16 protein-coding genes are annotated in these 14,141 nt (G+C 54.8%); 3 read left to right on the plus strand and 13 right to left on the minus strand.

Annotation, left to right across the window (positions count from 1 at the left end; genetic code table 11):
• The first annotated feature begins 19 nt into the window (after positions 1–19).
• Both minD and minE read left to right on the plus strand, forming a co-directional pair.
• Positions 20–832, plus strand: coding sequence for a septum site-determining protein MinD (gene minD / locus KGP16_RS14565; protein ID WP_021806640.1), 813 nt, complete (start codon positions 20–22; stop codon positions 830–832).
• 3 nt (positions 833–835) lie between these two features.
• Positions 836–1,105 (plus strand): cell division topological specificity factor MinE, encoded by a 270-nt coding sequence (gene minE, locus KGP16_RS14570; RefSeq protein WP_021181173.1) that lies wholly within the window; start codon positions 836–838, stop codon positions 1,103–1,105.
• Between the two features lie 234 nt (positions 1,106–1,339).
• Here minE and rnd read toward each other — a convergent pair whose 3' ends face one another.
• The 5 genes from rnd to KGP16_RS14595 all read right to left on the minus strand — a co-directional run bounded on the left by rnd (position 1,340) and on the right by KGP16_RS14595 (position 7,841).
• Complete coding sequence (gene rnd / locus KGP16_RS14575) at positions 1,340–2,461, minus strand: ribonuclease D (protein WP_039996064.1); 1,122 nt, start codon at positions 2,459–2,461, stop codon at positions 1,340–1,342.
• Positions 2,462–2,550: 89 nt separating this feature from the next.
• Positions 2,551–4,239, minus strand: coding sequence for a long-chain-fatty-acid--CoA ligase FadD (fadD, locus tag KGP16_RS14580; protein WP_021806642.1), 1,689 nt, complete (start codon positions 4,237–4,239; stop codon positions 2,551–2,553).
• Positions 4,240–4,469: 230 nt separating this feature from the next.
• On the minus strand, positions 4,470–5,060 hold the full coding sequence (locus KGP16_RS14585) for a Slp family lipoprotein (RefSeq protein WP_046808505.1): 591 nt from the start codon (positions 5,058–5,060) through the stop codon (positions 4,470–4,472).
• Between the two features lie 105 nt (positions 5,061–5,165).
• A complete protein-coding gene (gene tsaB, locus KGP16_RS14590; RefSeq protein ID WP_037376119.1) occupies positions 5,166–5,867 on the minus strand; it encodes a tRNA (adenosine(37)-N6)-threonylcarbamoyltransferase complex dimerization subunit type 1 TsaB in 702 nt (233 codons plus the stop codon).
• Positions 5,868–5,939: 72 nt separating this feature from the next.
• Positions 5,940–7,841: an ATP-dependent DNA helicase gene (locus KGP16_RS14595; protein ID WP_021181168.1), complete on the minus strand. Its 1,902-nt coding sequence runs from the start codon at positions 7,839–7,841 to the stop codon at positions 5,940–5,942.
• Between the two features lie 133 nt (positions 7,842–7,974).
• Here KGP16_RS14595 and KGP16_RS14600 point away from each other — a divergent pair, with 133 nt between their 5' ends.
• Positions 7,975–8,319: a RidA family protein gene (locus KGP16_RS14600; protein WP_021806645.1), complete on the plus strand. Its 345-nt coding sequence runs from the start codon at positions 7,975–7,977 to the stop codon at positions 8,317–8,319.
• Between the two features lie 63 nt (positions 8,320–8,382).
• Here the strand turns inward: KGP16_RS14600 and mdtI are convergent, their stop codons facing one another.
• From mdtI to KGP16_RS14640, 8 genes are all read right to left on the minus strand, one after another.
• Complete coding sequence (mdtI, locus tag KGP16_RS14605; protein WP_021181166.1) at positions 8,383–8,712, minus strand: multidrug/spermidine efflux SMR transporter subunit MdtI; 330 nt, start codon at positions 8,710–8,712, stop codon at positions 8,383–8,385.
• Complete coding sequence (gene mdtJ / locus KGP16_RS14610) at positions 8,699–9,067, minus strand: multidrug/spermidine efflux SMR transporter subunit MdtJ (protein WP_021181165.1); 369 nt, start codon at positions 9,065–9,067, stop codon at positions 8,699–8,701. Before mdtJ ends, mdtI begins: the two co-directional genes overlap by 14 nt.
• Positions 9,068–9,620: 553 nt before the next feature.
• Positions 9,621–10,367 carry a KDGP aldolase gene (locus KGP16_RS14615; RefSeq protein ID WP_223497791.1) on the minus strand — a complete coding sequence of 249 codons (747 nt, stop codon included), beginning with the start codon at positions 10,365–10,367 and terminating at the stop codon, positions 9,621–9,623.
• The gene (locus KGP16_RS14620; RefSeq protein ID WP_094981349.1) at positions 10,354–11,478 is read right to left on the minus strand and encodes a DgaE family pyridoxal phosphate-dependent ammonia lyase; all 1,125 of its coding nucleotides are present in this window, start codon (positions 11,476–11,478) and stop codon (positions 10,354–10,356) included. The genes KGP16_RS14615 and KGP16_RS14620 overlap by 14 nt, the downstream gene beginning before the upstream one ends.
• 10 nt (positions 11,479–11,488) lie before the next feature.
• Positions 11,489–12,349 (minus strand): PTS system mannose/fructose/sorbose family transporter subunit IID, encoded by an 861-nt coding sequence (locus tag KGP16_RS14625; RefSeq protein ID WP_161629439.1) that lies wholly within the window; start codon positions 12,347–12,349, stop codon positions 11,489–11,491.
• The gene (locus KGP16_RS14630; RefSeq protein WP_021806649.1) at positions 12,349–13,095 is read right to left on the minus strand and encodes a PTS sugar transporter subunit IIC; all 747 of its coding nucleotides are present in this window, start codon (positions 13,093–13,095) and stop codon (positions 12,349–12,351) included. The genes KGP16_RS14625 and KGP16_RS14630 overlap by 1 nt, the downstream gene beginning before the upstream one ends.
• 32 nt (positions 13,096–13,127) lie before the next feature.
• Positions 13,128–13,613: a PTS sugar transporter subunit IIB gene (locus tag KGP16_RS14635; protein ID WP_021806650.1), complete on the minus strand. Its 486-nt coding sequence runs from the start codon at positions 13,611–13,613 to the stop codon at positions 13,128–13,130.
• Between the two features lie 5 nt (positions 13,614–13,618).
• Positions 13,619–14,035, minus strand: coding sequence for a PTS sugar transporter subunit IIA (locus tag KGP16_RS14640; protein ID WP_371822638.1), 417 nt, complete (start codon positions 14,033–14,035; stop codon positions 13,619–13,621).
• Positions 14,036–14,141 lie beyond the last annotated feature (106 nt).

The following is a 14,141-nucleotide window of genomic DNA, read 5'->3' on the forward strand; positions in this document are numbered from 1 at the left end:
TTGACAAGGAATCCATTTCATGGCACGCATTATTGTTGTTACATCGGGTAAAGGGGGCGTTGGCAAGACCACATCAAGTGCGGCCATTGCGACCGGCTTGGCCCAGAAAGGCAAGAAAACCGTGGTGATCGACTTTGATATCGGTCTGCGTAATCTTGACCTCATCATGGGGTGTGAACGCCGGGTCGTTTACGATTTCGTGAACGTTATCCAAGGTGACGCCACGCTGAACCAGGCGTTAATCAAAGACAAGCGCACCGACAACCTCTACATTCTGCCCGCTTCGCAAACCCGTGACAAAGACGCCCTGACCCGTGAAGGCGTGGAAAAAATACTCAGCGATCTCGACGAGATGGCCTTCGAGTTTGTGGTTTGCGACTCACCCGCAGGGATCGAATCCGGTGCCTTGATGGCGCTGTACTTTGCCGATGAAGCCATCATCACCACCAACCCGGAAGTGTCTTCAGTACGTGACTCCGACCGTATCCTGGGCATTCTGGCTTCCAAATCGCGCCGTGCCGAGAGAGGGGAATCCCCGATCAAGGAACATCTGCTGCTAACCCGTTACAACCCAGGCCGCGTCAGCCGTGGCGACATGTTGAGCATGGAAGACGTGCTGGAAATCCTGCGTATCCCGCTGCTTGGCGTGATCCCGGAAGATCAGTCGGTATTACGTGCCTCTAACCAGGGTGAACCTGTTATTCTTGATAGTGAGTCCGATGCCGGTAAGGCCTATGACGATACCGTTCACCGCCTGTTAGGGGAAGAACGCCCGTTCCGCTTCATCGAAGAAGAGAAAAAGGGCTTCCTGAAACGCCTTTTTGGGGGATAAACCATGGCTCTGTTAGACTTCTTTCTGTCCCGCAAAAAATCGACAGCCAGTGTAGCCAAGGAACGGCTACAGATTATCGTCGCAGAACGTCGTCGTGGGGACAGCGAACCCCACTATCTGCCTGATTTAAAGCGCGATATTCTAGCGGTAATTTGTAAATACATTCAGATCGACCCCGAAATGCTGCACGTGCAATTCGAGCAGAAAGGGGACGATATTTCGGTACTTGAACTTAACGTGACGCTACCGGAATCGGAAGAAACACCTAAATGATTGCGATGCAATGAGTGCCCCCTGTATATTTTTATACAGGGGGCAACTGTATATTCGTCCAGTTATAAACGCGCGTGCAAAAATAAAAACTCCGCACTATTGAGACGACTCTCAGTTCTTTTTGACACCACTTTCTTTATGGTGAAGGCTGGCGATTAATATTTTCTTCGCCTTATTTTTAGCGAGATAAAACGGAACAGTTTGATTTAAACTGCCCCGCCCGATCTTTAACGATTAATAATCCTGTAGGATCGCCTGCAACGGCGCGGCCAATAGCTCACCACGCCAACCACTGATTAACTCAGGCTGTGACTCGCTCTCTTTCAATTTCCAGTGCCAATTCAGCAACTGGTTAATCTGCCGCCGCGAAGCTAGCAGTTCGACGCTAAGGCCACTCTGCTCACTTACCAACGTAATGGCAGCCTTAATCTCCTTGAACACTTTCTTATAGCCAGGATGATCGACCAGGTTACTCAACGGTGCCGGCAAGGCTGATTCTTCGAGAGCGTTAGCCTCCGCCACCAGCGCCACCAGGGTTTTACCATGATAGCGGATCTCCGGACCACTCAGCCCCAGCGCCTCCAGTTCACCCAGCGAACCCGGCATATAGCGCGCCACGGCCCATAGGTTCTCTTCACGCACGACAAAGTTCACCGCCAGATCGCGTTCACGCGCCTGACGTAAACGCCACTCGGCCAGTTTTTGCAGGCAAGCCAACTGACGCGGACGTAACTGCCAGGCATTGGTGATTTCGCGATAGGCCAATTCCGGCGCCAGCGCTTCACTGCGCCGTTGGCAGAGCAAACGGCACTCGTTATCGGCTGCAGCGGTCCAACCCGCCTCCTCGGTCTCCTGCACCAGTTGCTTGGCCATCGGCAACAGGTAGAACACATCAGCTGCGGCATAAACGCATTGGCGCTCGGTCAATGGCCGCGCCAACCAGTCGGTACGCGATTCACTCTTATCGAGATCGACCTTCATGTACTCCGTCACCAGCTTGGCAAAGCCACAGGACAGCGTATGGCCGCTGAAGGCCGCCAGGATTTGGGTATCGACCATCGGTGTCGGCAGCGTCTTGAAGGCGTTCAGAAACACCTCAAGATCTTCGCTACCAGCGTGCAGGAATTTCACGACGGCGGTATCGGCCAGCAGGTCGATAAAGGGTTGCCACTGCTTGATGGGGAGAGGATCGATCAGGGAAAGTTGTTCACCATCATATAACTGGATCAGGCCTAACTGCGGATAATAGGTACGCGTGCGGACGAACTCGGTATCCAGCGCCACCTGGGCGTAGTTTCTTGCCTGCTCGCAGACCTGCTGCAATCCGGCGTCGGTAGTGATCAACTGATAATTCAAAACATCATTCTCTTGGTCATTTTTAGGATTCAAACACAACAACGCCGGCTTATTCACCGGCGCTGTTGAAAAGGGGAGCAACGATTGGCCTAGGCGGCATCGTCAGCCTTGGGCTTTTTCTGTTCGTCACGCAGTTCCCGTCGTAAGATTTTGCCGACGTTCGACTTCGGCAACTCGTCACGGAACTCAACAATTTTTGGCACTTTATACCCTGTCAGGTGCCGACGGCAATGGGTTAGCAACTCTTCTTTGGTGAGTGTCTGATCTTTCTTCACCACACAAATCTTCACCGCTTCACCGGAAGCATCGCTGGGTACCCCAATGGCCGCACATTCCAGCACTTTAGGGTGCTGGCTAACGATCTCTTCGATCTCGTTCGGGTAGACGTTAAAACCAGAAACCAGGATCATATCTTTCTTACGGTCAACGATGCGGATAAAGCCCTCATCATCCACGGTAACCACATCCCCAGTCGCCAGCCAGCCATCGCGCAACACTTCGTCCGTCGCGTCAGGGCGTTGCCAATAGCCTAACATAACTTGCGGCCCTTTAACCCAAAGTTCACCGGGTTGACCGACCGGCACATCTTTGCCTTCATCATCCACCAAACGGATATCGGTAGATGGCACCGGCAGGCCAATGCTGCCGCTATAGTGTTTCAAATCATGCGGGTTGCCAGAGACTAGCGGAGAGCACTCCGTCAGCCCATAGCCTTCCAGCAAATGATGGCCGGTCAGCTTTTCCCACTTTTCCGCCACCGATTTCTGCACCGACATCCCTCCGCCAACGGAAAGCCGCAGCGTGGAGAAGTCCAGCTTCTGGAAATCTTCATTGTTCAATAACGCATTAAACAGGGTATTTACCCCGGTCATGGCGCTGAACGGGTATTTTGCCAGCTCCTTCACCAGCCCCGGAATATCACGTGGGTTGGTGATCAGCAGGCTACGGCCGCCCAACTCGATAAACAGTAGGCAGTTCACCGTCAACGCAAAGATGTGATACAGCGGCAAGGCGGTAACCACCAACTCCTGCCCTTCACGCAGTAACGGCACATAAGCCGCTTTGGCCTGTACCAGATTGGCCTGCATGTTGCGGTGGGTCAGCATCGCCCCTTTCGCCACGCCGGTAGTACCGCCGGTATACTGCAGGAAGGCCAGATCGGTATTGATAATATCTGGCTTCACGTATTGCAGGCGGCGGCCACGCTGCAACGCGCTGCGAAACGAGATGGCATCCGGCAGGTCGTATTTGGGCACCAGCCGCTTGATGTACTTCACCACAAAGTTGACCAACGTGCCTTTGGCTGCAGAAAGCTGGTCGCCCATGCGGGTCAGAATGACGTGTTTAACCTGGGTTTTGAACACCACCTTTTCCAAGGTGTGGGCGAAATTGGAAACGATGACAATCGCGCTGGCACCGCTGTCGTTCAGTTGATGTTCCAACTCACGAGGGGTATACAGCGGGTTGACGTTAACCACCACCATCCCCGCCCGCAAAATACCGAACAGAGCGATCGGGTATTGCAACAGGTTGGGCATCATCAGCGCCACACGGTCGCCCTTCTTCAGCCCCAACTCGTTTTGCAGGTAGGCGGCAAATGCTCGGCTGCGCTCTTCCAGCTTGCGGAAGGTCATCACCTCACCCATGTTGATAAAGGCGGGTTGATCCGCGTAACGGGCAACCGCATTCTCAAACATTTCGATCAGGGATGAGTATTGATCGGCATCGATTTCTGCCGGAACATCCGCCGGGTAACGTTTTAACCAGACCTTTTCCAAGCTATTACTCCTGAAATCATTACTAATTATCATCGTAGCCCCCAAAATTGCAGCCAAACTTTAACAATATTTTAACTCAGCGTACCAGTTTGGGTTTTAAACAATATTCAGGTTGCGATGTGCGTCACTAATTGCCGACGCAACCGCACAACAAAAAAAGTTAAGGCGGCCATTAAGCCGCCCTAAAGTATAAAAACTATCCTACTTGCCGAAGCCTCAGATCTGCGTCCTTACTCCGTAACGAAAGTTTGCACCTGCGCCGGACCTGGATTATACCAGCCATAACCCCCGCCCCAACCTGGGCCCCATGGGCCATTATGCCAGCCCCACGGCCCCATTGGCTGTGGCGGCATCACAATCTGCTGAGCGATGCGCCAACGCTTGAAACCGGTCGCATCCATGGTGACAAAGCGGTAAGGCGTCATGCCAATCTTACCATCCCGCAGGCCGGTAATCGGCCCAACCACGGTAACAAGTTGTCCTCTGAAGTCGACCGGATCGAGGAAGCCGTTAACCGAAGCCAGCAAACGGCCTTGCGAAGGCTCCCCCAATATCGGGCGAGCGCCAGAATCCAGCGGCACCGCCGCAATCTCCAGAATGGTACGCCCACGTTCATTAGCCACCGCAACCACGGTACCGCCGAAGCGAGCCTCCGCGCCGGTAAACTGTTTCGGTGCGTTTTGCACCACCGACAGTCGATCGACCGGCGTAGGGCTGGTGCCTTGGATGGCATCCGGAATGGTCACACAGCCAGAGAGCGCCAACACGCTGCTTGCGATTGCCAGCGTTAACAGCTTTTTACTCACAGTACGGGTTAAGATCATCGCAATCTCCTGAATTAGCTGTAACTTCGACAACGTTCATCAGTGCAAGTTGCAAGCGGAGCTGTTTTCTATCGGCGGCAACTTTAGATTAACTATAGGAAACTATTCGCGTCCCGGTAGCTTCTTCCAGGTGACTTCGTTACGCAAATAGGTCGGTTCGGCATTCTCCACGCTAACCGCCAGGCCTTGTTGCCAAGCCTGTAGCGCCAGAGGCAGCATATCTTCGGCCTGCGGCAACAGCATTTGCCCGTCGGTAACGTGCAGCGAGGAACCTGCAACCAAATCTGGGTAGGTTTGCCAACCGGTCCCCACATGGGCCCAATCGCCTTGCAAATGTTGCGCTCGCTCCAGAGCCTGCTGTGGAGACAGCACCGCTTCCCCTGCGCTTTCCAGCCACTGGCCATCAGGCTGGCGTTCAAACTGGCCCCAATAGACTTCGCCCATACGGGCATCGATCGCCGCCAACACTCGTTGCGCGCCAGTCATGCGCCAGGCACCTTGCGCCATGGTTTGCAAGGTAGAAATCCCGAGCATCGGCAGTTCGGCGCCGAGCGCCAACCCTTGGGCAATACCAATGCCGATACGCACGCCGGTAAAGCTCCCAGGGCCACGACCAAAGGCCAAGGCATCGAGTTGTGAAAGGGATAATCCGGTTTCGGCCAGCACCTGCTGCACCAGCGGCAAAATGCGCTGGGTATGCTCGCGTGGGCACAGTTCAAACAGGGCGTGAACTTCGCCTTGATTCCAGATAGCGACAGAACATGCTTCCGTCGCCGTATCGATCGCTAAAATTCGCGTGGACATGCCAAACCTCAGGCGGGAAATATCAGTGGTTTCATACAGGGCGCGCATTGTAGCACACCCCAGAAGTCGCGCCTATTCACCCTTGAGGAAGGCAATAGCCTGTGCCAGATCGCGGGTACGTGGCGTTGGTGGCAGGCTGTTGAGAAACACTTCACCATAAGGACGCATCACCAGGCGGTTATCACAAATCACCAGCACGCCCCGATCGTCGGTATCGCGGATCAGACGGCCAACTCCCTGCTTGAGCGTAATCACAGCATCGGGCAGTTGCACATCATTGAACGGGTCACCGCCGCGTAAACGGCAATCTTCAATGCGCGCCTTCAGCAACGGATCGTCCGGCGAGGTAAACGGCAGCTTATCGATAATCACGCAAGAGAGCGCATCACCGCGCACGTCGACCCCTTCCCAGAAGCTGCTGGTTGCCACCAGTAACGCATTGCCCGCTTCGACAAACTGCGCCAACAGTTGACCCTTGCTGGTTTCCCCTTGCAACAGCACCGGCAGCGTCAAGGTGGCGCGGAACTCTTCGGCCAGCTCACGCATCATCTGATGCGAAGTGCACAGGAAGAAACAGCGGCCCTGGTTAGCCTCAATCATTGGCCGCAGCATTCGGGCCAACTGACGTGCGCCACCGGGTTGATTCGGCGAGGGCAAGAAACGTGGCACACAGAGCAACGCCTGATTGGCATAGTCAAACGGGCTGGGTAGCAGTAGGGTTTTGGCCTTATTCAGCCCCAAACGATCGGTAAAATGGCCCATTTGCTCATTCACCGACAGCGTTGCCGAGGTGAAAATCCAACTGCCCGGCTTTTCGTCCAGCATCTCGCGGAAGCGGTCTGATACCGTCAATGGTGTGAGCGCCAACACAAAACTGCGCGAGTTACATTCATACCAATAGCTGAAGCCGGGTTCGTTGACCTCTTTGAGCCGCTTAAGGCGGGCGCGGAACTGCGTCGCACGCTCGAAGGCGGCATCCAGCAACGCCGAACGGCCAAGGGAAAGCTTGACCACGTCGTAACACAGTTCCAACGCATCATCGAGCAGCAGCAAGGCACGCTGGACGTTAGGTTGAGTGAGCACCTCCCGAAGGTTACCGCGAAAACCCGGTTCTCCCAGCGCCAAACGGAAATCCTGCGTGCTCTGGCTGAGGCGATCGGCGCTCTTTTGCAACTGTGCGCTATCGCGCACCTCGGTACGGTAAGCAATGGTGATGTCTTTAGCCAGATCCATCAGTTGACGGCTGGTGAGCTGCTTGCCGAAGTATTGGCTGGCGATATCCGGGATCTGATGCGCTTCGTCGAAGATCATCACGTCCGCTTCCGGGATCAGTTCGGCAAAACCGCCCTCCTTGACCACCATATCCGCCAGAAACAGATGATGGTTAACCACCACCACGTCGGCATCCATTGCCCGGCGCCGTGCCTTGACCACGAAGCACTCTTTATACAGCGGGCAATCACTGCCCAGACAGTTATCGTTGGTGCTGGTCACCAGCGGCCAGACAAAGCTGTCTTCCGCCACATCGCTACAGGAGCTGATATCCCCTTCTTCCGTCAGGGTTGACCAGCTGCGCAGCCGCACCAAATCGATCAGCGTCTGGCCAGCCAAATCGCCACCAGCCATGGATTGCTGCTCCAGACGTTCCAGGCACAGATAGTTGGAACGCCCCTTGAGGAGCGCCAGCTTGCCTTTGTATTTTAATGCCTTGGCCACGGTGGGCAGATCTCGGGCGTAAAGCTGATCCTGCAAGGCTTTGGAGCCGGTGGAAATAATCACCTTGCGCTTTGAACGCAGCGCCGGTGCCAGATAGGCGTAGGTTTTACCGGTGCCGGTTCCTGCCTCGACGACCAGTTCCTGTTTGAAATTGATGGCTTCCGTTACCGCCTCTGCCATCAATCTTTGCGGTTCACGGGGTTTGAACCCTTTAATTGCCTGCGCCAATGCGCCTTCTGGTGCGAAATCGTCTGCCACGCTATCTCTCTGCCGGTATCATTCAGCGGTGATTATGCCAAGCCTGCCACGCCGCTACCACCGACTTTATCCACACACACATCCATTGCTGGCTGTGATACGCTTATGACGTTGATGATAAGGAGATAATTGCATGAATATCGAACGAATTGATCCGGCACAGCGCTGGTCAGAAGCGGTGATCCACAATGACACCGTTTATTACACCAGCGTCCCGGAAAATCTGGACGATGACGCTACGGCGCAAACCGCCAACGCCTTGGCCGCTATCGATGTGCTGTTGGAGCGAGTGGGTTCGGACAAGAGCCGGATTTTAGACGCCACCATTTTCCTGGCCAACGGCGATGATTTTGCCGCCATGAATGCCGCCTGGGATGCCTGGGTAGTTGCAGGCAGCGCGCCGGTACGTTGTACCGTAGAAGCGCGTCTGATGAATCCTAAATACAAAGTTGAAATCAAGATCATCGCGGCGCTGTAAAACAAAAAACCGCAGGTCATACCCTTAATCCAAGAGTAGCTACCTGCGGTTTTTATTTGGCCGTTAAGCCAGTTTGATGATGACCATACCCGTCAATAACAGGGCCAGCCCCATCCAGCCTTTGGCATTGAGCCGTTGACCGAACAGGATCCAACCGGCAGCGATGGTGGCGGCAATACCGAAACCGCCCCACAGCGCATAAGCGACCGAAAGATCGATCCCCTTCACCGCCTGCGCCAGCGCGCTGAACGCCCCTAATACCGATACCAGGGACAGCAGCCCCAGCCAAACCCTGCTAAAACCATTAGACATCTTCAGAAAGATGTTGGCCACAATCTCCAGTACGATGGCCAAGGCCAGAAACCCAATGTGGTACAACTCAAGCTGTTGCATGGTTGTTACCTCGCGGGCTGACCTGTTTTCGTGGCTTGCGGGTGCCGGATTTCACCAGCAGGATCCCGGCAATCAACGCCACCAGACCCAGCACTTTCAGCGCCGAGATTGGCTCATCAAACAGCATCACGCTAAACAGGGTAATAAACAGGATGCCGATCCCTTCCCATAAGGCGTAAGCAACGCCCAAGGCCACGCGTTTTACCGCTAATGACAGCATGATGTAAGACAGGGTGATCATCACATACATGACGATATGTCCGGTCATACCGCCGCTGACGCTAGCGTATTTCATGGACAGAGTGCCGATTATTTCGGCGGTAATGGCAAAGCCTAAAAAGATCCAATAAATCATAATTTTTCTCCCAAACGGCGAATCACGCACGCTAAGGCGTATTTATCCCAATCTATCTCATCAAACAGGCGCACGGCGGCGCTTGAGATATAGAAATCTCTGGGGATAAACCTACCCAAACGTATTAAAGAAGTTTGCCCGGCAACGCCAAAAGACGGGAAGTGAACCCAGTCATCAGCACCGGTAAAGGGAGAAAGACGCTATAGCTCGCTGCACCAGTGATGCTCACTGGCAAGAATGGCAGAAAGGAAAAGTTGGCAACAAGATGTTCTGAGAGGCGTTCCATTAAGTTTCATCATAATTATTCTCTATCTTCAGCCGCACACCGTGCGATTTGCCCAATATCCTCATGAATGTAAAATTTTCAACTGCATTAGTTTTACCATAGCGAAAATCAGAAAGCAAACCGCCGTTTTCACATTTAGCGAAAAAAAATGAGTTATAAATAAGAGCCTTAATGTTTTTAAAAATTAAAAAAAGGCTCAGATTGACACCTGAGCCTTGTGAGAATTTCGCTAGCCGGTAAGTGCGGCAAATTCAGGCGCTACGCGCCTTAGCGCAGGATCTGTTTGATGCCTTCCAGCAGCAACTCGACCTCTTCGGCACGGGTCTCTCCACTGAGTGGATCGATGATGGAACTGTAAACGTGTGGCATCACCTTTGCGACTCCTGCGTCAAGGCAGGTTTCCAGTATTGGCAGGAAGTTTCGCGTATCGATCCCGCCGGTGGGTTCGATCATGGTCATGCCATTGCGCACGCAACTTTCCGCCAATGCGCGCAGTTCTGCCAGCGACGATAACCCCCCCATCGGGAAGAATTTGGCCGCATGACCACCCAGATCGAGGATCATACGTACCGCGCTGTCACAGCTCACCACGGCAGGCTCGCCCTGGCTGCTGTGAACTCCGGTGGAAATGATCACCTTCCCTGGCGTGCCGGTTGGCGAGATCAAGGCATTGATGCAGGTATTGCTGATGCCACGGGCCGCCAATGCACCCGCGGCAAAACCACAGCCTGTGAAGGTTTGGTTGACGTGTGCAGGCGCGGTGGCCGCCGCAATCATTGCCGCCTTATAAAACTGTGCCGCCGACCCTGCCCCCAAGCCAACGGAAATAGCCGGGATGTGCTCCATCCAGCGCTTCACCTCGGCCACACCCTGTTCGACGTTGGTGAACTGCGCCGAGATCACGCCAATAGCGGCATGTCCTTCAGCGGCATGGTGTACCTGTAATGCGTTAGGGATATCTTTGGCCAGCACGTTGATAGCCACTCGCCCCTGGTAAAAATCAAGCTGTTGCATGTTGCCCCCTGGCCTGTTGCACAATTTCCGTCAACCTCTCCACAATCAACGCAAAGTCGTCGTCGCGCAGCGCCCGTGGATCGAAGCTGAAGACGCCCTGATTCAGCCAGTAATGGCGGGTGTAAATCGCCACCTCGCCAGTGCGCAGTTGCTCTTCCACCTGATAGGCGGTTAATCCTAGCCTGGAGGCGTCCACGCTTACCCGCACTCGATAAATCGCTCGCCCGGCTTCATCCTGTTCGATCTCCGCCTGTAGGCCCGGCAGCGCGGAAATCTGCTGTGCCAATTCGCGCAATGCCGGTAATTGGCGGCTCCAGTCCGGTTGATGTTGCTGATAATGATCCAGCGCCATCACCAGCCCCACCATGTTCTCCTTGCCGATCTTCATCGCACGCGCAATGCCGTTATGCTGGGCCTTGCAACAGGCGATCCAATGCTGGTCGCCGGTGACAAAACCGGAGGTTGGTGCGTCCAGCGCTTTGGCCCCGCTATACACCACCATGTTGGCCCCGGCCGCCACATAGGCCCGCAAATCCTCTTCTGCAGCCGCATCCACAATCAGCGGCAACCCGGCGTTACGGGCCACGGCGACAAAATCGCTCAGCGCAACCATGCCCTTTTGCACACAGTGATGCGACTTGACGTAAAACAGCGCCGCCGTCTGCGCCGTGATGGCCTTTGCCAGTTGCCAGCGGGCCGCCAGATTGCTTTGCCCCACCTCAACCACCTTACCGCCGCCCAGCCGGATAGCGGTGGTGATCGGCGCACCGTAGTCAATATTGTGGCCACGTAGCATGACGATTTCATTCGCCAAACCTTCACTACATGGCATCAGTGCCACCCGCTCCGGCTCCCCCCGGGTAATGGCTGCCGCGACCGCAATAGCCACCCCGGCGGAGGCGCAGGAGGTCACATAGCTGTCTTGCGCACCGGTATGCTGAGAGATGAGTTCGCCAACGCGATCCACCAGCGCATCAATTTCCACAAAGGCCGACGCCGCCTCGGCCGTGGCCGCCATCACTTCTTTCGGCACCGAAGAAACACCAAGGATGGTCATCTTGCCGCTGGCGTTGATCACCCGTTTCAGCCCGAGCCGTTGATAAATATTCATCGCTGCTCCATTACAAAATGCCTAACAGGGAACACACCACGCTCAGTACCACTACCGAAAGCAGAATGGTGGTATAGCGCGGCCCTTTTTTGACCAGATAGAAGTAGATCGAGAACACCGCAGCCAGCGGCAACAGGCCGGGGGCGATGGAGTCCAGGATCTGTTGCACTACCACCTCAGAACCTTCCAACGCGCTGATTTTCAGCGGCGAGGTGATCTTGACGTAGCTGGCAGACAGCGCTCCCATCATGATCAGCCCGAGCACGTTGGCCCCGTAGATCAGCTCTTTTATCTTGCCCCCTTGCAGCAGCCCGATGATCGATTCCCGCCCTAGCGTGTAGCCTTTGTGGGCCAAGCCGTAGCTGATCGCCATGGTGATCACGGTATACAACACCACCGGCATGATGCCGCCCATGGCGCTGCCGTTGGCCGCGAAGGGTATGAAGATGGCGATCAACAGCGGCATGATCGCCGCCCAGACCACCGAGTCACCAATTCCGGCCAGCGGCCCCATCAGGCCGGTTTTAATCCCGGTGATGGACGAATCGGAAATCGGCTCTCCACGGGTCTTCTGTTCTTCCATGGCGATGGCAACGCCCTGGATCACCGCACCAAAGGTCTGTTCGCTGTTGAAGAAGTTCAGGTGGCGTTTCAGCGCCTCAACCTGCTCTTCTTTCTGCGGATAGAGCTTTTTAATAATCGGCGTCATTGAGGCGCAGAAAATCAGGCTCTGTAAACGTTCATAAGAGTTGGAGACTTCGGCTCCCAGCCAGTAAATAAACCAGGCTTTGGTGATGTCCCGCTTGGTCAGCACGTTGGTTTGGCGTGCTCTTTCCACCAGCTCGTGTTGCATGATGTCGCTGCTCATGATCAGGCTCCCTCACCTTTGGCCATGTTTTTAACCAGGAATGCCGCGCAGGTACCGAAGATGGCCATCGCCATGATGTCGACCTTGAGATACAACACCGCGAAGAACCCGGCAATGAAGTAAGGCAGCAGGCTTTTCTTGCCGATAACCATGATGGTGATCGCAAAGCCCAGCGCAGGCAGGATGCCGCCCATGATTTCGAACGAGTGGGTCAGCCAATGTGGCATCAACGCCAGGAACTTCTCGACCACGCCCTGGCCGAAATAGTTGGCGGCAAACACCACCGGGAAGCGGATCACCAGGCCAAGCAGTGCCGGATACAGGAAGGCACAGCGCATGATCCCGCTGATATTGGCCTCTTCCGCGTGCTTATCGGCCATATGTACCCAAACGGCGTTCACGGTACGGCGTAACTGGTCAACGAACACGCCAATCACCCCAAACGGGATTGCCAACGCGATCGCCAGGTTAGGATCCATCCCCGCTTTCACGGCGATCGGCAGCGCGATACAGGCCGCCAGCGCCGGATCTGAAGGGACGTTCCCACCCGGCGTAGAGGTGACGCCCAGATACACCAACTGCATCCCGGCGCCGATAATCATCGCCGTTTTCATATCCCCCAGCAGGAAGCCGACGAATACCGCGATGGCGATGGGTTGCACCAACATCCCCGAGAGGGTGTAGCCCAAGCGCAGGCGGGCAAACCAATAATACAGCCCCATACAAATGGCAACGGTCAAGTTATCCATGGTATTGCTCCTAATCGATCAGATGCCGAATATCAGAACTTCTTCAAAATATCTGCCAGTGCCTGCGGCTTGTCTTCCGGGATGGTCTGGAAGAACACCGTCACACCGCGTTGCTGTAAGTCACGCAGGATCGCCACATCTGCCTCATCCAGCGTAATGTTCTGGAATACCGCTTTACGGTTCGGCCCACCACCCAGGCCACCCACCTGGATATTTTTGACGTCAAACCCGTCGACCACCGCCTGTTGCACCGTAACCAGGTTCGGGAACAAGACCAATACGTTGCCCTCCCCCAGTTGATTCTCCCGCCAAGCCGCCGCAAAACTCTGGTTGCCATAGCAATCCACTTTCACATTCGGCGGAGCGGCCATCAGATAGATGCTTTTCATAAACGGATCGGCTTCCAGCTCATCACTCACTACCGCGATACGGTTGGCCTGCGACTGCCCAACCCACTTGGTAACGACCTGGCCGTGGATCAAACGGCTGTCAATGCGGCATAAAACGATGTTGGCCATAATGATTATTCCCCTGATGTTATTGATTTAATTTGTTTAACTACGTCGAGGCAGCTGTTGCGCCCCAGTTCAACCAACTCGTCGAGATGGTTGAGAAAATTGCCCTGCTCACGTAAATCGATGGCAGCCAGCAGCAAGGTGGCATTCAGGCCGGAAATCACACCGATGGCGTAGTCACGGCTCAAGCGAGCCGCCACGTTGGAGGTAGTGCCGCCGATAAAGTCGGTGAGGATCAATGAACCCTCCGGCATGGTTTTCACCTGTTGTTCAACGCGTTTATGGAACTCCGCCAGCGTGTCGACCGGCATCAGCGCGATATCGAATATCCCGCTGGTTTCGCCAATCACCATGCGGACGCTTTCACGCAGTTGTTGGCCCCAGCCGCCGTGGGTCAGTAGTAAAATCTGTGGTAATGCAGCCAAAATGGCCTCCTGGCAATCTATTGAAAGTCATTGAAAATTTCCGTTCCCTAGAGATATAGCAATGCCTGTGCCAATTTTGTGGCACACCGGAGGGAGGTCAGTGGTG

It is taken from the genome of Serratia sp. JSRIV006, assembly GCF_019968685.1.
Taxonomy (GTDB): domain Bacteria; phylum Pseudomonadota; class Gammaproteobacteria; order Enterobacterales; family Enterobacteriaceae; genus Chania; species Chania fonticola_B.

Excerpts from the sequence above, each read along its gene's own strand:
- KGP16_RS14615 (WP_223497791.1), bottom strand. The coding sequence starts at position 10,367 with ATGCAACAGCTTGATTTTTACCAGGGGCGAGTGGCTATCAACGTGCTG.
- KGP16_RS14620 (WP_094981349.1), bottom strand. The coding sequence starts at position 11,478 with ATGAATATTTATCAACGGCTCGGGCTGAAACGGGTGATCAACGCCAGC.
- minD (WP_021806640.1), top strand. The coding sequence starts at position 20 with ATGGCACGCATTATTGTTGTTACATCGGGTAAAGGGGGCGTTGGCAAG.
- KGP16_RS14635 (WP_021806650.1), bottom strand. The coding sequence starts at position 13,613 with ATGGCCAACATCGTTTTATGCCGCATTGACAGCCGTTTGATCCACGGC.
- KGP16_RS14630 (WP_021806649.1), bottom strand. The coding sequence starts at position 13,095 with ATGGATAACTTGACCGTTGCCATTTGTATGGGGCTGTATTATTGGTTT.
- mdtJ (WP_021181165.1), bottom strand. The coding sequence starts at position 9,067 with ATGATTTATTGGATCTTTTTAGGCTTTGCCATTACCGCCGAAATAATC.
- mdtI (WP_021181166.1), bottom strand. The coding sequence starts at position 8,712 with ATGCAACAGCTTGAGTTGTACCACATTGGGTTTCTGGCCTTGGCCATC.
- tsaB (WP_037376119.1), bottom strand. The coding sequence starts at position 5,867 with ATGTCCACGCGAATTTTAGCGATCGATACGGCGACGGAAGCATGTTCT.
- minE (WP_021181173.1), top strand. The coding sequence starts at position 836 with ATGGCTCTGTTAGACTTCTTTCTGTCCCGCAAAAAATCGACAGCCAGT.
- KGP16_RS14600 (WP_021806645.1), top strand. The coding sequence starts at position 7,975 with ATGAATATCGAACGAATTGATCCGGCACAGCGCTGGTCAGAAGCGGTG.